Source organism: Parcubacteria group bacterium, assembly GCA_016181765.1.
Lineage (GTDB): Bacteria > Patescibacteriota > Patescibacteriia > UBA2169 > UBA2169 > CG10-46-32.
This window is the reverse complement of the sequence record JACOYR010000004.1, coordinates 1-22,567: the sequence shown is the minus strand read 5'-3', so window position 1 is coordinate 22,567 and position 22,567 is coordinate 1. Positions and strand designations below refer to the sequence as shown.

Genomic DNA, 22,567 nt, shown 5'->3' with positions numbered 1-22,567 from the left:
GGACAGGCATTATACCATAAAATCAACCCAAAAACAACCGCGCTGTTGGCGTCTAGGGCTTACGAAAGCGCGCTTTCCGCTGCCGCGACCCGAGCAAGGGTTTTTTCTTTCCCTAAAACACCCATCACCCCGAACACGTCCGGCGACTGCGCCAGTCCGGTGACGGCCGCGCGCAAGGGCCAGAGCAAATCCCCTTTTTTGATTTGCTTCTCTTCGCAGTACGCAAAAAAAGTTTTACGCAAAGGTTCATCATTCCAATCCCCGCCATCAATGCCGTTCAGGATGCCAGATGCGGTTTTGAGCATTGTTTGGGTTTTGCTTTTGTCCGAGCCTTTGGGGATGAGGATTGATGCGTCATACGCAAGTTCGTCCTTCCATAGGAATTCGGTCATGGGCCCGAAGTCAGAGAGTTTTTGCATCCGATCTTGGACGAGTTTGACGGCCTTTGGGGGTGATGCCAGGACATCAGCCAGTTTTTCAATAGGCATGTTTTTGATGTACTGGCCGTTGAGCCACTCAAGTTTTTTTATGTCAAAAATAGGATTGTTTTTGTTGATTTTAGGCAGGTCAAATTGTTCAACCAGCTGTTCGCGGGAGAGCATTTCCTGCTCGGTCTTCGGGTTCCAGCCCAAGAGCGCCAAGTAGTTAATGAGCGCCTCCGGCAGAAAATCTTTTTTATACTCCAGCACAGAAACGTCCCCGTGCCGCTTGGAAAGCTTGCTCCGGTCAGCGCCGAGGATGATGGGCAAGTGCACCCACACCGGGGCCTCCCAGCCGAAGTACTGGTACAAGAGCACATGCTTGGGGGTTGATGGCAGCCACTCGTCAGCCCGGAACACGTGCGTAATTTCCATGAGATGGTCATCAACCACGCTTGCGAGGTGGTACGTGGGAAAGCCGTCTGATTTCAAGAGCACTTGGCAGTCAATGGATTCGTTCTTGAAGGTGACCTCGCCTTTGACCGCGTCATGAAAGCTCGTTTCCCCTCCTGCGGGAACTTTCATGCGGATGACGTGCGGGTTTTTGCCTGCGAGCAGCTTTTCAACTTCGTCAGGCTCCAGCCGGCTGCACCGCCCGTCATAGCGCGGGGGCTCTTTTTTCTGGATCGCAAGTTCGCGGATGACGGCCAGGCGCTCCGGGGAGCAGAAGCAGTGAAACGCTTTTCCCCGGTCAACAAGCTGCAGCGCATAGTGGACGTACGTTTCCAGGCGCTTTGACTGGGTGTAGGGCCCCTTGTCCCCCTTTTCCTCGCCTGATGCGGTAGTTACGCCCTCGTCAATTTCAAGCCCAAGCCATGCAAGCGCTTCCAAAATAGCGGCCAGGCTTCCTTCTTGTTCGCGTGATTGGTCCGTGTCTTCCAGGCGCAGGACAAATACCCCCTTGCAGTGCCAGGCATAGAGCCACGAAAAAAGCGCGGTGCGGATATTGCCTACGTGCGGCTCCCCGGTCGGCGAGGGCGCGAAACGGGTCCTGATTTGTTTATTTGTTTTCGGCATAGTGGTGCAAGCTTTCAATCGCTATTTCCGCCATGCGCTTTCGGCGGTGGAACACGGTTTTAACCACGCGTTCCGGTGCAACCCACGCATAGTCAGACGCTTCATGCGCTTCCAGGGTGATGGCGCGGTCCGGACCCGTATACTTGAGGTAAAAAATAGTTTGCTTCTGGCCTTTGTACCCATGGCAGTGCTGGTGCCACTTGCTCGGGTAGCGGTAGCTGTGCTTGTGCGGGTGCGCGCCGAGTATGGTGATGTGGTTTGCAATGCCTGTTTCTTCTTTCACTTCCCGGAGTACCGCGCTTTCCGGAGTTTCTCCGGCGTCAACCCCGCCCTGCGGAAACTGCCAGTGTTCTTCCGCAGTATCCGAACGCTTGATGAGCAGCAGTTTGTTGTCCTGGTTCAGGATTGCGGCAACAACATTGGGCCGGTATGCGAACCGCATGCGCAAGCTCCACGCAATTGATTTCCATATAAATGCCGCGGTCGCGTTCCATATGCGCTTAAAGCGCGATGGCTCTATGATGAGGCGCCAGAGCCACTCCAGCCCCAGGCGGCGCACCAGGTACAGCGCGCGCTTGCGCTCGCCGGCCAAGAAGTCCAGTGTCCCGCCAACAGTCATGGCAAGCGAGACAGCAGGCAGTTTGTCCAGATTTTGGAAAATCCACTTTTCCTGCTTGGGGCACCCGAACCCCACCAATAGGATTTTGGCGCGGGATTGGTTGATGCGCGCCAAGAGCTTTGCGTCTGACGTCTGCCATCTTCCCTGCTTGAATTCTACCACACCGCCCGATGCGTAGCCAACAATTTTGAGCTGTTTGTAGCGGTACCGCAAATGCCATGCCGCTTGCTCTGAAACTTTTTCATGCAAGCCTCCGAGCAGGAACACGGGCCACTGTTCAACTTCCGCAAGCCCCAGCATTGAAAGCATAAAATCGGCGCCCGGCACGCGGTGTGAAAGCTTCTGGCCCAGGATTCGCGCCGCGATTTTGAGCCCGAATCCGTCCGGAAGCGAGAGGTCCGCGTGGTTCAAAATGCGGCGCAGTTTGTGGTCCTGGCTTGCCTTGAGCACGATTTCCGGATTCGGGGTTACCAGGTAGTGCTGGTTTGAATCCTCAAGGAAGTTTTTTACCTGCGCCAGGGCCTCGGCATGGCTTACATCCGACACCTCAACGCCCATGATGTTCACTGATTTCATGGAATTAGGATACCACGTCCTTGTGCATAAAACCAGCGCCTGGAGGGCTCGCTTTTTTGTCCGCAGACCACCCCCGACCCCCTCCTCATGCGAGGAGGGGGAATATGTGCTACAATACTATCATGAAACGCGCGTTGACGATCATCATACTTACGGCTTTCCTCCTCTCTCCGTTTGACGGAGTTCTTGCCGCGTCATTTAACCCGAATTTCATTATTTCAGACACAGAACTGGAGGACGTGGACTCCCTTTCCCAGGATGCCATCCAGCGATTTCTGGAGAGCAAGGGCAGTTTTCTTGCCCGATTTACTGAAGTGACAAACAACATCCGCAAGCCAGCAAGCCAAATCATCTACGAAGAAGCGCGGCTCTATCAAATCAGCCCAAAGGTAATTTTGGCCATGCTCCAAAAAGAGCAGAGCCTCATCACATCCGCCTCCCCGAGCCAGAATCAGCTGGATTGGGCAACCGGATTCGGCATCTGCGACTCGTGCTCAAAAAACGATCCCAGCGTGCAGTCGTTCAGGGGCTTCTACAACCAAGTCTCTCTGTTCGCGGAAAAGGTGCGGGTCAATTATCTGCGCGACCTCAAGTCTTTGGGCAGAACTCTCACCGGCTGGGGCCCCGCGAGAACCAAAACCACGCTGGATGGGTACGAGGTGACCCCGGCAAACAACGCAACCGCGGCGCTGTACACCTACAACCCCTACCGCGGGAGCGATGCGGGCATTGGCGCGAATTTCAACTTCTGGCGCATCTGGCAGCGCTACTTTGTGCGCAACTACCCGGACGGCACGCTCCTGCAGGCAGAGGGCGAGCCGGGCGTGTGGCTCCTTCAGAACGGCAAGCGGCGGCCGTTCAAGACCCGCACCGCCCTGTACTCGCGCTACAACCCGGACCGCATCATACCTGTTTCAAAAAACGAGCTTGAAAAGTATGAAATCGGGCCAGCCATCCAGTTCGCGAACTACTCGCTCCTGCGCGCGCCCCGAGGGACCGTGTACCTCCTGGTTGACGACGCCATCCGCGGAATCGCTTCCCAGGAAGTGTTCAGGACCATTGGGTTTAATCCCGAAGAAATCATTGATGTTGCGGAAGCTGACCTTGCCCTGTACACCATCGGGCCGCACATAACCCTCTCGTCCGCCTATCCTACGGGCGCGCTCTTGCAGGACAAGAAAACCGGAGCAGTGTTCTGGGTGCAGGACGGCCAGAAGCAGGGCATCATTGACCGCTCAATCCTCGCGAATAATTTTCCGCGCCTCAAGCCCTCGCCCGCGCACCCGGATGAGCTCGGCAAATACCCGTACGCCGGGCGCTTAAAGCTCCAAGACGGCACTACCATCACCTCGCCTGAATCTCCTGCGGTGTACGTGATATCAGGCGGGTTGCGAAGGCCGGTCATCTCCGGTGAGGCGTTTGAAAAGCTCGGGTTCAACTGGGAGGATGTGGTGGAGGTGCCGCAATCCGTGGTTGATTTGCACCCCCTGGGAGATCCGCTTGATTTGATTGTGACCTATGGAGAGGGAGAAATTTTAGGAGAAAATCTGTGATTTCATACGCCGCGCACATTCCACACTCCCCGCTCTTGCTTCCCCAGATAAGCCGGGGAAAATTCCGGCAGTTCAAAAAAATGCACCAGGCAGTCGCCCAGATCAAGCATGATATCTACTCGCGGGGCTGTGACACACTAATTCTGTTGTCCCCGTACGCAAGCCCGAACCGGGCGCACCTCCTGAATATAAGCCCCCAGTTTTCGGCTTCTTTTGAAGCGTACGGAAGCTTCGGCGCCTCGTTCAGTTTTCCGGGCGACGCAACGATCGCGTACCAGATACGCTCGCGCCTGGGAACGGAGCACTTGATCACCGCCATCACCTCGCCCCGGCTTGACTCTGCGAGCGCGTCCGCGGCAGTCCTGCTCTCGCCTCCGGACGCGGCGTACCGCTTGCTTCCTGTGTACGCGGCCAGCATGCACCCGCTGGAACAGCTTTACGAATTCGGCAAAAAACTGCGGGACGTCCTTGAGTGCGCGGGCGGAAAAATAGGAGTCGTGTCGCTCGGGGACCTGTCGCGCACCGCAAGCCAGAGCCGTGAAGAAGGCAGAAAGCTTGACCTTGCCATCGTCAAGAGCCTGCACGAGCATGACACTGAATCGCTTTTGGGCCATGCTCCCGCGGAACTGTCCCGGTTCTCTCTTGGGGCGCTCTCTCCTCTTGCGTTAATGAAAGGGATCCTGGACGGGATCAAGTGCGAGGCGGACGTTTTGAACTACGAGCAGAAGTACGGCGTTGGCATGATGGCAGTGAGATTCATATGATTGCAAAAGTAACTCCTCTGATCCGCCTGCCGTCCACGACGGACGTGTTTGATTATTTTGTCCCGGATGATTTGGCCGCCGCGGTCAAACCCGGGTCGCTGGTGTCCATTCCGTTCCGCGCTTCCAAGGCCGCGGGAGTTGTTTTGGGTTTGTCCGCCGCGCAAGAAGAGCCAAAAAAATTCAGGGCGCGGCCCGTTGATTCGCTCATTGAGGATGAGCCTGTGCTCTCGGAGAGCCAGTTGAGGTTGATTGAGGAGTTCAGCCAGTACTACTTTGTGAGCACGGGCAGTGTTGCGCGGCTTGTGGTGCCGGACCGGCCCTCCCGGCCGGCCCATGTTAAGCCGAGCGCATTCAACTGCACCCGGTTTACTGTTTCGCCAATCCAGCTTCCTCTGCTCAAAAAAGCGGCAGAGCGCATTTCGTCCGCGCAATTTTTAACCATCCAAGACGTGTCCTCGTTCGTGTGGCTGGTCCTGCACCTCATCAAACACTCGCCGCAATCCCAAATTTTAATTTTGATTCCGACTATTGAAATGATAGAGGCAATTACTCCGGCCGTACACAAAATGTGTTCAGGAAAACTTGCAGTGGCACACAGCAAATTATCCAAAGGCCAGCGCTGGAATGAGTACCAAAACATCCTTTCCGGAAACGCGCGCGCCATCCTTGCCACGCGCCAGGGAGTGTTTTTGCCGATCCGGGAAAATTCGCACATTATATTTTTTGACGGGACGAGCGAGGATTTCAAGCAGTACGATCAGCACCCCCGGTATGATGCGCGGATTGTGGGGGCGTGGCTCGCGAAAATAACAAAATCAAAATTGCTGTTTGCGTCATCCTCGGAAGTTATTGGAAATGGGGACATGACCCATTTCCCTTCAAGCCGCGGCCGCGGGCTGGGAGTATTGCTTGTTGATATGAAGAACGAGATGAACCAAAAAGGCTTCTCAATCATCGCGGGCCGGACCATAGAAGCAATCCGAGGCGCGTTGAAACAAAATAAGAAAGCCGTGGTCATTGCTTTGCGCGAGGAATCCGAAAAAGGCGTATCCGTTAAGAGCGTGATAAAACTATTGACCGAAGAGTTAAAAAATTGTAAAGTGGGTGGGGAGATGGGGGGGTTTGACATACTGGTATGTACACCGCATGCCCTGGAAGGCTTAAAATTAAGTTCTGAAAAGAGAAACCTTGGATTGCTGGTATTTGCCTCTATTGAACCCCTACTTGCCATCCCGGACTACCGCAGTGCGGAGCGCGCCTATTACCGGCTTTCACACTGGCGCATGCTTGCCCAAGAACTGGGGTTTGAACGCATCATCCTGCAATCCTATTCTCCGGATTCTCCGGCAGTCAGGGCATTCGCGTACGGCGAGTTTGAGGCCTTCAGGAACGAAGAGCTCAAACACCGAAAAGAGCTTAACTATCCCCCGTTTTCAAAACTGATCAAACTTTCCTACAACCCCCGTCATACTGGAGGCGTACTCGCCGATAGTATCTCCGCGGATGACCGGCAAGATTCTATCGCGTCGGAGCTGCGCTCCTCGCTCCAGAATGACGGAACAGTGGCTGGCCCATTCACAGACGCCCGTAAAAGGCAATCACTGCTTATAAAATTATCCCCCGGCGCCAAACTTCCAATGCTCGCCGAGCTTGGTCCGGACTGGATTATTGATAGAGATCCCGAAAACGTACTATGAAGCTTCCTTTGGTATACTATCCCGATCCCCGGCTCAACGAACCGTCAAAAAAAGTCCGCGAGTTTTCCGGCGTGCAAAAATTGTGTTCAGATTTGATTGATACCATGGAAGCGTCCAAGGGGATTGGTATTTCCGCGGTGCAGATTGGCGAACTGCTTCGGGTTGCTATTATCCATAAAGACGCAGACAAGGAGCTCAACGAACATCTAGTAATTATCAACCCGAAAATTTTTTCCGCCTCTCCTGATATGGAAGAGGGCGAGGAAGGGTGCCTTTCCATTCCGGGCGTGTTCGGCCAAGTTCCCCGGCACAAGAAAATAAAAGTCCGGTTTGCGGACGTGCAAGGCACGGAACAAAAAATAAAAGCAACCGGCTTGTTCAGCCGGGTGCTCCAGCATGAGATTGATCACATGGATGGCATCCTCTTCATTGAGCGCGCATCCAAAATCACCAAAGGTGAAGATGTCATTCTGGAGCCGCGTACTCGCGGCGATAGAATCTCGGAAAATAACACGCAAGATTCTATCGGCCGGAGTACCGGCCTCCAGAATCACAAAACGGTGAGGCTATGAAAACAAGCATCGTATTTTTTGGCACACCGGAGTTTGCGGTCCCGGCCCTTTCGGCGCTCATAGACGCGCCGTTTTGTGATGTGCAACTGGCGGTAACGCAACCGGATAAACCCATCGGCCGCCATCACTCAAAACCAGTCCCCTCTCCTGTCAAGCAATTAGCGCTTGAAGCAGGGATTGATGTTATTGATTCCCCCTCCTTGACAAGGAGGGGGTTAGGGGGTGGTTGCAGTGAACTCGGCGTCCTCGTCGCGTACGGAGAAATCATTCCAAAAGATTTGATTGACGCGTTTCCGCTCGGCATCCTGAATATCCATCCCTCGCTCCTGCCCAAGTACCGTGGATCGTCCCCCATCCAGGCCGCCATCCTGAACCAAGACAAGGAAACCGGAGTTACCATTATGAGGCTGGATGATGCAATGGACCACGGCCCTGTTGTAATTCAAGAGCGTGTCAAATTACATAAAACCGAAACAGCCGGAGATCTCCACGATACACTTGCCAAAATCGGCGCAAAGCTCCTTATCAAAACTCTGCCTGACTACATTGCGGGCCGCATTGCGCTTCAAACTCAAAATGACGAGCAAGCGTCATATACCCGGAAGCTGACCAAGCAGGACGGCCGCATTGACTGGTCAAAGCCCGCTTCCGCGATCAGCGCGCAGGTGCGCGCTATGAATCCCTGGCCGGGCGCGTGGACAGAATGGGAAAATAAAAAACTGATTATCTGGTCAATGCGCAAAGACGGGACACCGGCCGAAGTCCAGCTTGAAGCTAAAAAACGCATGGCGTTTTCCGAATTCATGCGCGGGCATCCGGATTTTAAGATTCCGGCTGCTGCTGGCCGGCCTGAATCTGCTTATTGATGGCGCCCACGATTGCCTCAATGTCCCCCTGGAGCTGGTTCATGGTCTCGGCCTGGCTGTCCAGGGAGGATTGCACATCAGCCACCTGGCCGAAGAGCTGGATTTTGACGACAAACACCACTAATCCGATGAGCACGGCGGCGTAAATTGCGTTGAAGTATTTTTGCATAGGCGCTTATCTGCTGATCTCCACGCGCACATTGGTGCGCTCGTTCAAAAACGCGGTAATAGTGCCGATATCCGAGCGCAGAGACTCAACCGCGGCGGATTGGTTGGCCAGGGCCTGCTCCACGACTTTCATCTGGCCCATAAGCTGGATGCGGATGGCGAAAATGGCGAGCCCGGCCAGGATGACGATATAAATGAAGTTGAGGTGCGGTTTCATAGTTATTGCTGTGCGGCCGGAGCCGGTGCCTGCCCTTTGGTCTGCTTGGCGGAGAGCTCGGCCTGCTGGTTAAGAAAATCCGCAATGGTCTTGATGTTGGTGGAGAGGCTCTGGATGCGGCCTTGCTGGTTGTTGATCTCCAGCTGGACCGACTGCATGCCGTTGAACACCTGCAGGCGCACGATGTAGAATCCGAGCGCCACCAGGGCTACGATGAATCCGATGTTGATGTATTTCTGCATATTAGAGCGCATTATGCTGCCGCATCTGCGGAAACGGCTCCATGGCGAAAATCGCGTTCGCGTCTTGCGGGCTGATTACTTTCCGCGTTTCCAAGATATTCACCAGGTGCGCGAGCTTGTGATCCTCTTTGCGTATGAGCACCGTCAAATCGCCATTAAGATCCGAGAGCTTCTCATCAAGGTAATCCTTGGTTACCATAGCGCTCTCTATATGGTCCAGGCGCTTTTCAACGCCCAAAAATCGCGCTTCGGTTTTATCCGAGAAATGGCCGATGGCCTCAAGTATGGCATCGGTTTTTTCAGCCAGGGCATCGGTTTTCTCGGTGAGCCGCGCAATGGACGCATCGGTTTTTTCAGCCAGGGCATCGGTTTTCTCGGCAAGCCGCGCAATGGACGCATCGGTTTTTTCAGCCAGGGCATCGGTTTTCTCGGCAAGCCGCGCAATGGACGCATCGGTTTTTTCAGCAAGCCGTCCAATGGATTCATCGGTTTTTTTGGACAACTCGCTAATGGCCACGAGTATTTCTTTTTTATCGGTATCTGTCATATCCATAGTATAGCGCACTATTGCGCACCCGTCAAAATCTAATACGACTGGTACAGCATTTCCACCTCGGCCGCGGACAAGGCGCGGTTGTAAACGCGCAAATCCGAAATTTGGCCATCAAGCCGACTCTGATAAGTATTGCCATCAAACCATGCTCCGATTAATGTTTTAGGGCCGCTTGATTCGGTTATATCCGCAAACCATTTCCCGGCCGAACCATAACCCATCGTATAACTTTCGGATTGGCCATTAACATATAAATACCAAGTTGTGCCATTGCTCACCCATGCCAAGTGGTACCAAACGCCGTTCGTAAGCGTCGTTTGCGCGTTGGTGTATTCGTAATCAAGGCCATTCGGGCGGGTTCCTAAAAATATTTCATTACCGCTGATGCCGGCGCGAAACAACGGCCAGTTCCCTCCGCTTGTTCCGCCATAGCCAAAAACCGCTCCGCCGGTGCCGCTATCCATTTTTACCCAAGCGGTGATTGTGCCTTGCTCATCTTCAGAAAGTTTTCCGCTCTTAAGATCAATATAATCGTCCGTGCCGTCAAAATCCATGGCGCGGTTGGACAGGCCGTTGCGGTCCGTGGCATAGGTTGCGCCGTAGACTGTGCCGTCGGTGGCATTGGGGGTAGCATCGGCGGCATGGACTTCTTTGAGAGAAAAATTATCTATGTATATCTGGGAACTATTTGATTGTACCCATACATTTAACGCGACAGCTGTCGCATTTGCAGTAAAGTATTCCGCTACTGAATTATATCCACCAGCGCCAAATCCGCTCAAGTCTATCCTGTTATCATTCCATCCATAACCAACTGTATCGCTTATATGAAACATGGCGGCGCCGGCAATTACCTTTGAGCGATATAACAGCTTATATCGCTTTCCCGAAGTAAAAGACAAGCCATTTGTAAGATAAGTAGCCGCATCTCCTGTAATATTAAAATGGTATGTTCCAACGCTTGGGTCGGAAGATGACGAAGCTACTGTTGCTGTTCCGGCCCATCCTGTAGTTGCATTTGCCTCATTGCCGCTCAAATCCGAAGCCGCGTTCGCGTCGTTGAGCATTTCGCTCCCCAGCACCTCATCCTCATCCCCCAAACTCCAGCGCCCGACCAGGCCTTTTTGCAAAGCGCCGACCTGGACGACCGGCTTATTGACGCCGTAGAGCTCTGACACCTCGGCCGCGGAGAGGGCGCGGTCGTAGATGCGGACGTCGGACATAGAGCCGTTTGCGAATGTTGCGGCAAATCCAGTGCCAATGTCCGCGGCACTGTTATTTAATATAGACGTTGATAAAGTATTTTCTGTATATGAAGAAGAAAGCGGGCGGTCATTAATATAAATTGAAACGCCCGATACCGCAGAACTGCCGTCATATGTCATTACATAATGATTCCAGTTTGTTATTGTTGCTCCATGCGCGCCGCGCCAATATATCCGGTTGCTATTATTTGTTCCTTGTATCCAGGCGTCGACATTTCCAGCGGACGGACGGATCGCAAATCCATATGTTTGCGAATTGCCGACAAAATCTCCTTTCTCATACAAACTAAAGTTATCATCCGTTGTGTTTGTTGTTTTTGCCCAAACCGCGATACTGAACGGATTTGTCCGCTCAAAGTCAAGCTGGCTATTGTCCGAGATTTCTACATAATCATTAGTCCCGTCAAAACTCATGGCATTGTTGGACTGGCCCTGCCGGTCCGTGGTATAGGCCGCGCCATAGGCGGTGCCGTTGTTGCCGTAGGGCGTGGAATCCGCCTCATAAATCCGTTTGAAAGAAACGTCGGTCATGCTCCAGTTGGAAGCAACCGTATTTTGTATGGACACCATGGTGCTGGCATAAGCCGTATCCGCTTCGACAATAAAGGCGTTGCGGCCGGCGGCAATCGTGTAGTCGCCGCTCTTGGGATTGTTGAACGGCGTGTCCGTCAGCCTGACGGTGGGATTTTCTCCGCTATTCAGAGTCAGGGTTCCGGTAAATAAAAATTTGTCGCCCACCGCGACATTAATCGTGCCGGCGCCCCACGTATGAGACATGACGGCGCCATAGCTGGAAGTGTTGATGGCCGAAGTGATGTTCCGGCCGCTGGTGGATAATGTTTCGTAAGGATAAGCCGTCGGGTGGTTGACAAAACTGGCAAACAGTTCACTGCCCACAACCTGGCTCTCATCGCTCAAACTCCACTGCCCCACCAAACCCTTTCCGGTTGAGGACTGCTGGATGACGGGCTTGCTGGCGCCGTAGAGCTCTAACACTTCCGCGGCCGAGAGGGCGCGGTTATAGATGCGGACGTCGGCGATGGAGCCGTTATAAAATTCTTGAGTTCCATCACTACTGCCCAAAAATAAGTTCGTAGGAGATTGTCCCATAGCGCTGCTATAATCTCCCGTTGCTTTCACAGCCCCATCAACATACAATTTTACCTCTTCTGTTCCGCCCAGGTCTTTGTCGTACGTTCCAACAACATGATGCCATCCATTAGTAATGTTTTGAGTTGTTATTTGGCCATATGTGTTATCTCCCGCAGTCACAACCCACCTAAAAGAATTTGTTACGCTTTGGCTTGCTCTGTCGTCCCAAAATAATGCATACCCGCCAGTAGGAGTTACAATCCTTGTTGTAGTAACTAAATGCGCAACAAGGTTGTCATTTGATGCGGTATCAACATACACCCAGGCTGAAACAGTAATTTTATCAGTCGGTTTCAAGGTGGCACTTCCACCAACATTTATATAATCATCAGTCCCGTCAAAATCCATGGCATTGTTGGACTGGCCGTTGCGGTCCGTGGTGTAGGCCGCGCCATAGACGGTGCCGTTATTGGCGTAGGGCGTTAAGTCCGCGGCATTAACCGCTTTTACGGAAATATCATCAATATACCATTCAGCAGCCGAATTATAACTCTGAACCAGAACTCTAAGAGGATTGGCTCCTCGAGCGGCATATAAAGTAAATTTTGTATATGTACTAACAGCTGTGGTGTGCTGAGTCTGTGAAATTACATTGGCGCCGCCGTTCCACAATTCTACACTAGCCGTGCCGGAAACCACTTTGATCCGATACGTTAGTTTATATAACTGGCCTTGCGTTGAAGATAAATCATTGCTCATCGTACCCCTATAACCATCAGCTGAAACAAAATGAAAGTGATAAGAACCAACCGCCGGAGTCCCGGCGCTTGTTGACTCAAACGTGCTCGGACTATTTTGAGAATTCCAAAGCGATGTGGAATTACTCTCTGTTTGGCCATCACTGACAGCAGTGCTATTTGCTGAAATCTCGCTCCCCATCACCTCATCTTCATCCCCCAAACCCCAATGCCCCACCAAGCCTTGGGCGCGGGTGGGCTGGGAAAAAATGGCCGAGTACGCGGTATACGAGAGCGCGGCCATAATCACGGTAATGATGATGGCGGTCGTGGCGGCGCGGTTGAGGTTGAGTTTGAGACGGGTTGGCATGGGAAATCAGTTGTTGGTTGTTGGTTGTTGGTAATGGAAATTAGAAACTATTATATTGTTGAATTGTCATATTGTTAATTTTTCATTAGTGAACTTTATCAGCGAATTAAGTTCAATCGGTAATTTGCCGTTGAGTTCGTGCAGTATATGTTCATATTGTTCCCGGGTAATTAGCTTTCTTGTCTTGGCTTTCTCATTCCAATCAAGCGATTCTTTCATTGAACCAAAACTATATCTGTAGAATTTTATCTTGTCTTTTTTACCATATCTGCCAAACCCTTCCGCGATATTGGCTGAATTGGAATCAACGGCCCTGACAAATTGTTTTCCGACTGTATCTTTTGCGAAATAATTCCATTTGACAACAATATCCCAAACATAATTAGACAAATGAAGGGCTGTCTTATAGGCGCCAATGTCGTTTAACTTCAAATATTTTTTTTCCATCTTTAACAAGATATAACAATTTAGCAATAAAACATAACAACCAATAACTAATTTCTCCTTACGGTGTCGCCGCCCCGGCCGCGGCAAAAGCGCTAAAGCCATCCGCGCCGCACACGTATAAGAGCTTGTTCACGGCGTCAAACGCCATGCGGCCGTATTCTTCCTCGGTATCGCAGTCTTGGGCGGGCGGCTCTCCGGCGCTGGTCTTAATCTGCAGATACCCGTCCAAAATCCGCAGTTCCGAGGCGGTTGTGCTGCCCAGGGACGCGGTTTGCGTGGCTGATATGGTTTCCGAGGTAATTGATGAGGCGCGCACATCTCCGGCCACGTCCAGCATAAACTCCGGCGTGGTCGTGCCGATGCCGACCTTGCCCGAGGTTGAGATATTCCCGAATACTGACACGTCTCCATTTTCTCTTACCACCAGGGCCGGGGTGGAACTGGCCGTATAGAAAGAAATGGTTGATGAGGCGGTGAACGAAAGGCCCCTTACGCTCGCAATCCGCGGGGTCTGGACCCGGTCAATCACCGTGAACACGGTTTTGGGCGCGTTAAGTTCATCCCGCAGGCTGAAGCCGGAGCTTTCCAGCCACGCAAACGAGCCTCCGTCGCTGTCTTGGGCCGCAATGGCAACGCTGTCCCCGGCCGCGTGGGCTCCGAGCGTTGCTCCGGCGTTGTACGCGGTTCCGGCGTCGTCAACGCGGTTTTCCGCGGATGTCCAGATATCCAGGACGCCTCCGGCGCTGTTGGCTTTCACGACCGCGCTGGCGCCGTTATAGACGCTGGCTACCAGGAGTTCGCCGGCATCCGTTACCTGGATAGAGGCGGCGGAAACGCCCAATTGTTCCAAGAGAACGCTCTCATTGGCGGCCAGGTTAAAGCGGGTAATGCCCAGGCTGTGGGCGATGTAGAGCGCCCCGTCCGCAAGCGCGATGTCCGTGATGGAGGCCCCGGGCAGGGCGAATACTTCCTGGCCAGCCGTGTACACCGCATTGCCGGCGGCGTAGTAGAGATTGCCGTTCCGGCCGAACGCGACGCTGATAACCGGGCTGGCGGCCGCATATTCGCTGATGGTGCCGGTATTGGCGTTGACGAGCGCCACGCCGGTGTCCGTGGCCAGGGCCGCGTACAGCGTGCCGCGGATATTGGCAAGGTCAAGGTCGTTGATGGACCACCCCCCGGCCCCCTCCTTGGTAAAGGAGGGGGAGGAGGTACCGGTGGCCAGACGCGACAGCAGAGAGCGCCTCAACCAATGAGTTGTCTTTGGCGTCAAAGACAGATACTCCGTCTGTGCCGGCGATGAGAATGGCCTTTTGGGGGAAAAGTCCAGATCCTATCGCTCCGCCTTCGGCTCCGCTCCAGGATGACGATGATGCGCGCCAAGTGCCGGCGTCCGCATCTTGGGCGGTGTCATAGACAAACGCGTCTCTGGCCCCGGCAACCGCTCGAAGATTTGAGTGCCCGGCCAGGGTAATATCTTCGCGGATAAAAGCGTTGCCCGTGGCCTCGTCTATGGCGAATAGGGGCCGGCTCTGGCCGTCCGTAACCGCAATCCGGCCTGAGAACAAGGCTTCGTCCGTAATGCGCAACCCGCCGATTCGGCGGGCGGGCAGGCCGGCGCGGTCGCCAGAGGCCTGCCAGGCGCGCAAGGAGTAATCGGCTGATTGGGCCAGCAGGCCCTGGGGTGTGGCAATCACCAAGGTGTCGGAAAGCAGTTCTCCCTCATGCGTTGACCCGAACCGCGTGATACTGGCCACGGATAACGCGTTGGCGGCTGACCAGGCCCTGCTGTTTGAGTCTTCTCCGGATTCATAGGTGGCCAGCACACTGCCGTCGCCCAAAGCCAGGGCTTTGACGCCGCTTGCGGTGGCGGCATAGATGACTTGGGCTTGTTCATCCACTGAAAAACTGATAATCGCGTCGCTGACTTCAAACTCCCGGGCCTCTGCCGACTGACCCTGGATTCCCGCTTCCGCGGGAATGACAATCAGGCGCGAACCCTGGGCAGTGTAGGCCGTGGCGCCGTCCGCGGACACGCGCAAGCCAACCAAGGGCTCGGTTGATGTTGCGGTATATGATGATGTCGGCGCAAGTTCGTCTTGCAGGTGGACGCGGGCGAACACCGAGAGCGTGCTGGTGGCAATGGCGTACAAATCGCCGCTGGGGGCCAACACCGCGTTGGTGGCGGCGCCCGCGTAGTGGGAGGCTGTTTCATCAGCCAGGTTCACCAGGTCAATACCCGCGTCTCCGGCCACCGCCAGATAGGTTTTTCCGTTGATAGCCTCGGTTGAAAGCGAGGTGATTGATGATGAAGTGATGAGGCCTAAAGCGCCGCCGCCGCTCTCGTCATTCTGGAGCCCTGTAATCAGGGCGATAGAATCTCTCTTAAAGTCCAAAACAGACACTGTTCCCTGCTGGGCAATGTACACGCTCCCGTCCGCGGCGGTGATGGCGGTGATGTCCCCGTCATTCTGGAGGCTCGTATTCGAGCTCGTCATCCTGGAGCGAAGCGATGGGATAGAATCTGGCCCGGAGATGCTATCGGTCGCGGGTACGCTCCCTCCAGCATGACGGGTGATTTTCTTCCACAGGCTTCCATCCTGCGCGTTAAAAATGTAGAGCGTGTCGCTAGTGGCCGCGATGATGGCCTGGGACGGGAACGAACGCGAGCCGCACCGGTCGTTAAGGTTAAGGTCGCAGGCCTCGGCAGTGGCGTCCAAGGCCTCGTTGTACCAGGAGGCGCTTCGGTTGCCGGTGATCCATTCGCCTCCATCCGCGTCCGCGGCCGTATCATAGGCAAACACCGAAACCAGGCCCGGCATGTCCCGCCACATTTCATAGCCGTTCAATACCAAATCTTCGCGCACGCTTATGGTTCCGTCCGCGGCTATTCTGAACACGGGCCGCTGGACAGATGCGCCGGCCACCTGCGCGCCGGAGGGGGCGGATGCCCCCCATACTTCAAATGAGTTGCCAACATACAGATCCTGGGTGACGGTGAGGTTGGTTTTGGTGATGCTGTCCGCGGTCAACAGGGCCAGGGTGTCTTTGACTGATGTGGCGGTTACGCCGTCGGAAATGATAAAGTCGCGGTAGGCCGTGACCGTGCCGTCCGTGGCCACGCGGAAGGCCGGCGGGGTGGCGGTGGCGCTGCCGGAGAGGGGAACGCTAAAGCCGCCTTTGGCTTCCAGAGAGCCGGTAACGGTCAAAGCGGTGTCAATGGCCACCTGGCCGGCTGATTCTCTGATGAAGGATAGTTTATTGGCATTGATCAAATTCGTCAGTTCGCCGGCTTTTTGCGAAAGCGCCAGGCCGAATGAGGCCTCCACCGCATCCACTTCAGCCGTGATTTTGGCGGCCACAATCGGGTCAAAGTTGTAGGCTTTAACCGCGTCCGAAACCAAGAGAGCAACCTCATCCTCTATTTCCATGGCCGCGATGCGCTCCACCACCGCGGATTCCACTTCGGCCACGGTCAAGGATTTGTTGCGGCGCGAAATGAGCGCCTTAATCGTGCCCGTGCCTTGGGCCAGCCCTTCCAAAGCCACGCCCACAGTGGAGTCGCCGGCCGAGGCCGCCATGGCATAGCCCGGCAAGGCCGCCGAGGTCAAGGAATCGCCGGGCCTAATGGGGCCGTTTTCGGCCGAAACTTTGGCCGGCACCTGGCCGAGCATGCCGACAATAACAGACCGGCTCTTGTCTTGATTTTTGCCGGCATTGCCCACAATCGCGGGCTTAGTGGAGACAATGCCCATCACATTGCCGTCCGCGGCCCGGGCACAGCGCTTAACCGCGTTGTCTTTTGTCACATCAACGCACACCACTTCTCCGGCCTGCAAATCAACGTCAGCCGTCAAAAAATATTCGGCATAGTCGGCCCCGGCCCCGCTGTAAGCCGCGTCCGCGTAGGTGGCGCCGTAAGAATCAACCTTAAAAATAAGGCCGGAAGTGGAGGTGGAAATGGCAAACACGTCTTTGAGGCTGGTGGTATTTTCAACCAAAGATAGTTTAGCGTACGGCGTTGTTGTCCCGATGCCGACGCCGAACGAGTCCGCGCCGCCGGTGCCGTCCGCTCTGCCAAAGATAGTGAACACATTGTTGTTGTCTATCTTGTACGTGATGCTCATGGGGGTATTATCCGAGGCGGAGGATGACACCGGCATGTTGAACCAGGTAATGGCGCCGGCGTCCTCCGCGGCCTGGAGCTGTTCCATGTTCAAAGTGGAGTTGAGCACAAACTGGTCGGACGAGTTTTTGGACACGAAATTAATGTGCCCGGTGCCCGCCTCATTGCGGAACCGGATGGATGCGTCCGAGTGCAAAGAAATGCGGTAATTGCTGTCCACGCGCAGAATCTCGCTGGTTGTTGAGCCGATGGCGAACGAATCTGTCCCGCCCGGCGCGTTGACGGCCAGTAACGCGCTCGGGGTCGTCGTCCCGATGCCGACGTTGCCACTGATTACTGCATTCCCCGTAACATCCAGCGCCTGACTCGGCGAAGTATTAAGGATACCGACTTGCCCTGAAGAATTTATGGTTATAGCATCATTCCCACCGCCCTGAAGATACAGAGTTGTCCGTAAAACCCCAGTTCCATCTCGTTTCCTGATCATTCCATAATTATTATCCTCAAGCGTGTAGCCCCACTGTTGGTTTGCGCCGCCACCGCTGGTAAGTCTCATATATCCAACCGCGCCATTTGTGGTATCGGCAATAACTTTAGCCTCGACTTTCACTCCCGGCGCCGTCGTCCCGATGCCGACGTTGCCGTCTCCATTTATTACTAATGCACTTGTTGTGACCGCAACGCCAGCCTCGTCATATACTTGCCAAGCCAAATAGTCGCTGGCTGGGGTCGTGGAAAGCCCTGTATGATTTAACTGGTAAGAATGTGCGGCACCATTACTGATGGAACCATCGTCCGGGTCTCTGTTAAAAGATAATGATAAACCGCCGTTACCTAAATATAAATCATATGTTCCATCAACAACAAGCGTACCGGCAACATCGAGCAACTTATCTGGCGTCGTCGTCCCGATGCCGACGTTGCCTGTATCATGTTGTATCTTAAAATACATGTTTGTTCCCTGATAGATATTGAAATCAGCTCCATTATCAGGTGTAGATACAGCATTTAGCAGTATTTCCCAATCTTCTGGGTATGTCGCATGCCCGCTTGTTAAAACTAAACCAGGTAAGTCTGAAGCCCCTGAAGCAATCTCTAAAATAGGTGCTCTAGCATTTAATGATGCTGGGCTCGTCGTCCCGATGCCGACGTTGCCGGTGCCTAAATCCATAACCAAGATGTTATTCGCTACCCAACCGGCTGCATTGTCTTGTAAAGAACCAAATTTACCTATCCCAGCGTCTACAATAAAATTCAGCCATTTGTCATTTGAGCCACCTCCTAAATCTACCAAGTCCAAATGAGCACCAGTTGTTCCTTGTATAACCATTCTTGCATCATTTGTCCCATCATACACATTTAAATTTGTATTTAAGGCATCGCCGCCCCACGAAGCAATTGAGCCCGGCGCCGTCGTCCCGATGCCGACGTTGCCCGAGCTTGAAATTCGCATCTGTTCCGTCATAGAACCACCATTTATTCGCGTACCAAAACGCAACGCCGTGGCATAGTTATCAACGCTTGCGTTTTCTTTTATTCCCTGAATAGAGGCGAAGTTTGCATTATTCGTACCATCTCCATGAATATCTCCCGCCAGAATAATTTCAGGACCAACATTTGTCGTTCCATTGGCAGTGGACCTAAGATATAACAATGGGTAATCAGCTAATGTGGCTGTACTAATACTACTTTTTATTTCTAATGGCGACGTCGGCCCCGTCGTCCCGATGCCGACGTTGCCCGCATTCGTCACAATGAAATCGGTCTTGGTGGACGATCCCACCACAAACTCCGGACCAGACACGCCGTTCGGATTCACGGCCAAGAGTCCCCACGGCGTCGTCGTCCCGATGCCGACGCTACCGCCTGATTGTTGCAAGGCAATTACTGAATTGGCAGCCGCCAATCCCCCAGATATTTGTAGAGGTGAGTAATTGACTCCAGCAATTGTTTGATAGGTAATATACAAACTTGCGTTGGTGTCAGCATTGTTTGCTGTTCTTGGCGTTATCGTCCAAGCAGAATTGCTGGTATTAACTCTTGTGGGAGCTGTAGCAGAACCATAAGCGTTAAAACCAAGAATAATATCATCAACATTAGAGTTTGGCGCTATGCCACTTAGAATAAATTGTTCAGAATAGTTGCCTGTGTTAGGAATAATGACGAGTTTTCCATTGGTTGGCGCCGTCGTCCCGATGCCGACGTTGCCGTTTCCGTTCACCCCCTGCACCACCAGTGACGGGGTGGAGCTTCCCTGGTTGCCGATGTACAACGAGTAGGTTTCCGTGCCCTGCTCAACCGCCAGCAGTCCCTGCGGGGTCGTCGTCCCGATGCCGACAAGGCCCGCTGAATCAATATGAACTCTGCTGACACCGCCAGTCACTAAAGCAAGAGCGTCACTGCCGAGCCAGTTGACCCCTGTGTTGTAGTCCGTGGTCTCGGCAACCGATGGCAGTAAAGCGGTGCCTGCGGTTACTAGCATCCTGCCATCAATGAATGTCCGTGACTCGCGGGTAAGCGTAACCTCATCAACAAAAGCGGTCTGGCTGCCTGCTGTCGGCGCACCCAGTTCAATGAAGACGTAGGCAGTGGCCGCTGTGGCGACAAACCTGAAAGTGTACGTGGTGAAGTCGCTGGTCCCGTAGTCCGAGTTACTGCTGTATTCAGCTCCGCCACTCGTGGTGCCAAGTTTGTAGGTCGTATATCCGGATGTTCCTCTCTTCAACTGCACAGAGAAATTGTATATCTCACCAACAACAACCGCAATTGACTGCGTTAGACTGTTTGATCCGGCTCCGCTGCTTCCTCCGGTAAGCCTCAATCCGCCAGAGACAATATCCCAGGTTGGGCCAACCGAACCTCCGCCCGTCCAACCCGTGGGAGGCGTAGTGCCGATAGCCCCGGTCCAATCCGATCCATTGGTTACCAGATTGGCATTAGAACTGCCGTTGCCAAGAGCAACATTGCCGTTTACAGCCAACTTATACGCCGGCGTCGTGCTCCCGATGCCGACGTTGCCGTTTTTATCAACAATAAACTGGGTCGTGGACGAGCCGACCACCAAGGCTGGTTGGCCCCCCAGGGCATTGACTGACAAATAGCCCCAGGGTGTTGATGAGGCAATGCCCACGCGGTTGGTGGCGGTGTTGGCAAAGAGCAGATAGTCCGTGGTTCCGCCCTGGACACCCACGCGGAATGCGCCGTCAATGTCCGCGAGGTAGGCTGGAGTTGAGGTGCCGATGCCGACGTTGCCAGCGTTTTGAATTGTAACCCTGTCCGTCCAGGCGGCTGAACCTTGGCGGCTCGCGATATTAAAATCATTCGTTGTATTATCCACTGACGTTAACTTCCAGCCCCCGCCGCTGTCCGTGGCGTAATGCTTGAATTCCAATCCACCCGTTGACTCGGAGGAGACAGGATTGCCCTGAATGATCAAATCGCCGTGATAAGTCGGCTCGCCCGTCCCGGACGAACGATCTCCCACTTGCAGCTTTCCCAAAGGCGTTATCACTCCAATACCCACCCGGCCCGAGTCCGGGTCAACCACAAAGTCGCTGGTATCTACCGCCAAACCGCCGGCAAAGGTGGAGGTGGCGGTGGTGGAGGTGGCCACAAAGTAGGAGGCGTCCACCAGAGAGGTGAATCGGGCATCGCCCGTAACATCCAGGGTAAAGGCGGGCGAGGCATTGTTGACGCCGATGCGATTGGAGGAAGTGTTGACCGTAAGCAGGTTGGCTGTGCCGGCGCTGTCCCGCACTTCCAAAGCAAAGGCCGAGGTGGTGGCGATGCGCAAGGGGTCAGCTACAATCAGAGAGGCGTATTGTCCGCCCATGACATCCAGGGTGGTGGTGCCGGATGAATTGGTCTGGAAAGCCAGATAATTGGCAGTGTCATAGCCGGTGGTGAACTGGGTGGCCGTGGTGGTGGCGATGTTCACGTCATCGCTGAACAGGAAGCCGGCGCCGCTTCCGCCATAGGCGATAAAGGCCACTTCGCCGGCGGATGAGATGTCCGTGGTGTAGTAGTTAGTGGCGTCATAGCCCAAGGTGATCTGGGGCGAGGAAGCGGATGACTGGAGGTGGAACACGGAAACCGGGGAAGCCGTGCCAATGCCCACCCGGCCCGAGTCCGGGTCAACCACAAAGTCCGAGGTGTCCACGGCCAGGCCCCCGGCAAAGGTGGAGGTGGCGGTGGTGGAGGTGGCCACAAAGTAGGAGGCGTCCACCAATGACGAGAAGCGGGCGTTGCCGGTTACGTCCAGCTGAAACGTAGGGTTTGCGGTGGCGATTCCGAGGTTGCCGGCAAGGCTCGTCAGGGTGGTGGTGGCAGAGCCGGTTCCCAGGCCGAATGTGCCGCTCGTAACGCCTAATACCCCGCGGATGGAAACCCCATGGGCAAAGGTTGATGTGGCAGTAGTTGAGTTGACGTTGATGTTGGCGGCGAATGTGGCTGTATCAGCAACAGCCAGGGTATTGTTGAGGGTTGTGGCGTCTCTGACCGAGAGCGTGCCCCCAAGGTACGAGGATCCTGCAACCGCGAGCAGGCTTTCAGGCGTGGTGGTGCCGATGCCCACCCTGCCCGAGTCCAGGACAATGAGCTGGGTGGTGGATGAGCCGATCACGAATGACGGGATGCCGCCCTGTGGATTGATGGAGAAGAAGCCGTAGGGCGTGGAGGTGCCTATACCCACGCGGTTGGCGGCGGTGTTGGCGTAGAAGAGGTAGTCTGATGTTGCGCCCTGGATGCCCACCCGCAGGGAGCCGTCTATGTCAGCGAGGTAGCTTGGGGTTGATGTGGAAAAGCCGATGTTTCCCCCGTCCCGGATGGTGAACACGTTGTTAACCCCGTCGTACGCATCCAGGATGTTGCCGGTTCCCTGCTGGTAGATTGCCAGGGTGGTGGATGATGAGCCGGATTCGCTTATGAGAGCCAGGGCAGTTGAGGTTGACGTGGTGATGCTTGAGGTTGACGAGGCAGTAACCGTGAGGGCGCCATTGAGCGCGAGCGTTGAGTTGAAAGTTGCGGCTCCGGTGAACGTGGAAGCTCCTGCCACGGTTAAGGTGCCGCCGATGCTCGTATTGCCGGTGAGCGTGGAGGCTCCGGTCACGGCCAATGTGGAGGCAAGGGTTGCGGCTCCGTTGACCGTGAGGATTGAGTTGAAGGTTGCGCTCGTTCCGAACGTTGCCTGGGAGTTGACCAGGAACACG

Annotated in this window: 15 protein-coding genes; 5 read left to right on the top strand and 10 right to left on the bottom strand. The window is 54.4% G+C overall.

Annotation, left to right across the window (positions count from 1 at the left end; genetic code table 11):
- Positions 1-59: 59 nt before the first annotated feature.
- Positions 60-1,496 carry a glutamate--tRNA ligase gene (locus HYT31_02545; protein MBI2050660.1) on the bottom strand — a complete coding sequence of 479 codons (1,437 nt, stop codon included), beginning with the start codon at positions 1,494-1,496 and terminating at the stop codon, positions 60-62.
- On the bottom strand, positions 1,480-2,691 hold the full coding sequence (locus HYT31_02540) for a WecB/TagA/CpsF family glycosyltransferase (GenBank protein ID MBI2050659.1): 1,212 nt from the start codon (positions 2,689-2,691) through the stop codon (positions 1,480-1,482). The genes HYT31_02545 and HYT31_02540 overlap by 17 nt, the downstream gene beginning before the upstream one ends.
- 122 nt (positions 2,692-2,813) lie before the next feature.
- Between HYT31_02540 and HYT31_02535 the strand changes: the two genes are divergently transcribed.
- From HYT31_02535 to HYT31_02515, 5 genes are read left to right on the top strand one after another with little or no spacing between them, the layout of a single operon-like run.
- On the top strand, positions 2,814-4,244 hold the full coding sequence (locus HYT31_02535) for a hypothetical protein (GenBank protein ID MBI2050658.1): 1,431 nt from the start codon (positions 2,814-2,816) through the stop codon (positions 4,242-4,244).
- Positions 4,241-5,008 (top strand): hypothetical protein, encoded by a 768-nt coding sequence (locus HYT31_02530; GenBank protein MBI2050657.1) that lies wholly within the window; start codon positions 4,241-4,243, stop codon positions 5,006-5,008. The genes HYT31_02535 and HYT31_02530 overlap by 4 nt, the downstream gene beginning before the upstream one ends.
- A complete protein-coding gene (locus tag HYT31_02525; protein ID MBI2050656.1) occupies positions 5,005-6,705 on the top strand; it encodes a hypothetical protein in 1,701 nt (566 codons plus the stop codon). The genes HYT31_02530 and HYT31_02525 overlap by 4 nt, the downstream gene beginning before the upstream one ends.
- The gene (def, locus tag HYT31_02520) at positions 6,702-7,277 is read left to right on the top strand and encodes a peptide deformylase (protein ID MBI2050655.1); all 576 of its coding nucleotides are present in this window, start codon (positions 6,702-6,704) and stop codon (positions 7,275-7,277) included. The genes HYT31_02525 and def overlap by 4 nt, the downstream gene beginning before the upstream one ends.
- Positions 7,274-8,143, top strand: coding sequence for a methionyl-tRNA formyltransferase (locus HYT31_02515; protein MBI2050654.1), 870 nt, complete (start codon positions 7,274-7,276; stop codon positions 8,141-8,143). Before def ends, HYT31_02515 begins: the two co-directional genes overlap by 4 nt.
- Here the strand turns inward: HYT31_02515 and HYT31_02510 are convergent.
- The 8 genes from HYT31_02510 to HYT31_02475 all read right to left on the bottom strand — a co-directional run.
- A complete protein-coding gene (locus HYT31_02510; protein MBI2050653.1) occupies positions 8,100-8,312 on the bottom strand; it encodes a hypothetical protein in 213 nt (70 codons plus the stop codon). The genes HYT31_02515 and HYT31_02510 overlap by 44 nt on opposite strands.
- A 6-nt stretch (positions 8,313-8,318) precedes the next feature.
- Complete coding sequence (locus HYT31_02505) at positions 8,319-8,528, bottom strand: hypothetical protein (protein MBI2050652.1); 210 nt, start codon at positions 8,526-8,528, stop codon at positions 8,319-8,321.
- 2 nt (positions 8,529-8,530) lie between these two features.
- Positions 8,531-8,770, bottom strand: coding sequence for a hypothetical protein (locus tag HYT31_02500; GenBank protein ID MBI2050651.1), 240 nt, complete (start codon positions 8,768-8,770; stop codon positions 8,531-8,533).
- Position 8,771: 1 nt separating this feature from the next.
- Entirely contained in the window at positions 8,772-9,317 is a 546-nt protein-coding gene (locus HYT31_02495; protein MBI2050650.1) for a hypothetical protein, read from the bottom strand.
- Positions 9,318-9,355: 38 nt separating this feature from the next.
- A complete protein-coding gene (locus tag HYT31_02490) occupies positions 9,356-12,721 on the bottom strand; it encodes a LamG domain-containing protein (protein MBI2050649.1) in 3,366 nt (1,121 codons plus the stop codon).
- A gap of 132 nt (positions 12,722-12,853) precedes the next feature.
- Positions 12,854-13,234: a four helix bundle protein gene (locus HYT31_02485; protein MBI2050648.1), complete on the bottom strand. Its 381-nt coding sequence runs from the start codon at positions 13,232-13,234 to the stop codon at positions 12,854-12,856.
- Positions 13,235-13,292: 58 nt separating this feature from the next.
- On the bottom strand, positions 13,293-14,507 hold the full coding sequence (locus HYT31_02480) for a hypothetical protein (GenBank protein MBI2050647.1): 1,215 nt from the start codon (positions 14,505-14,507) through the stop codon (positions 13,293-13,295).
- Positions 14,389-22,567, bottom strand: an 8,179-nt coding sequence (locus HYT31_02475; protein ID MBI2050646.1) for a hypothetical protein, incomplete at its 5' end; no start/stop codon positions are given. The genes HYT31_02475 and HYT31_02480, both read right to left, overlap by 119 nt.

Coding starts and splice junctions, on each gene's coding strand:
- HYT31_02515 (MBI2050654.1), top strand. CDS start 7,274: ATGAAAACAAGCATCGTATTTTTTGGCACACCGGAGTTTGCGGTCCCG.
- HYT31_02495 (MBI2050650.1), bottom strand. CDS start 9,317: ATGACAGATACCGATAAAAAAGAAATACTCGTGGCCATTAGCGAGTTG.
- HYT31_02505 (MBI2050652.1), bottom strand. CDS start 8,528: ATGAAACCGCACCTCAACTTCATTTATATCGTCATCCTGGCCGGGCTC.
- def (MBI2050655.1), top strand. CDS start 6,702: ATGAAGCTTCCTTTGGTATACTATCCCGATCCCCGGCTCAACGAACCG.
- HYT31_02535 (MBI2050658.1), top strand. CDS start 2,814: ATGAAACGCGCGTTGACGATCATCATACTTACGGCTTTCCTCCTCTCT.
- HYT31_02545 (MBI2050660.1), bottom strand. CDS start 1,496: ATGCCGAAAACAAATAAACAAATCAGGACCCGTTTCGCGCCCTCGCCG.
- HYT31_02510 (MBI2050653.1), bottom strand. CDS start 8,312: ATGCAAAAATACTTCAACGCAATTTACGCCGCCGTGCTCATCGGATTA.
- HYT31_02485 (MBI2050648.1), bottom strand. CDS start 13,234: ATGGAAAAAAAATATTTGAAGTTAAACGACATTGGCGCCTATAAGACA.
- HYT31_02500 (MBI2050651.1), bottom strand. CDS start 8,770: ATGCAGAAATACATCAACATCGGATTCATCGTAGCCCTGGTGGCGCTC.
- HYT31_02540 (MBI2050659.1), bottom strand. CDS start 2,691: ATGAAATCAGTGAACATCATGGGCGTTGAGGTGTCGGATGTAAGCCAT.
- HYT31_02490 (MBI2050649.1), bottom strand. CDS start 12,721: ATGGCCGCGCTCTCGTATACCGCGTACTCGGCCATTTTTTCCCAGCCC.
- HYT31_02525 (MBI2050656.1), top strand. CDS start 5,005: ATGATTGCAAAAGTAACTCCTCTGATCCGCCTGCCGTCCACGACGGAC.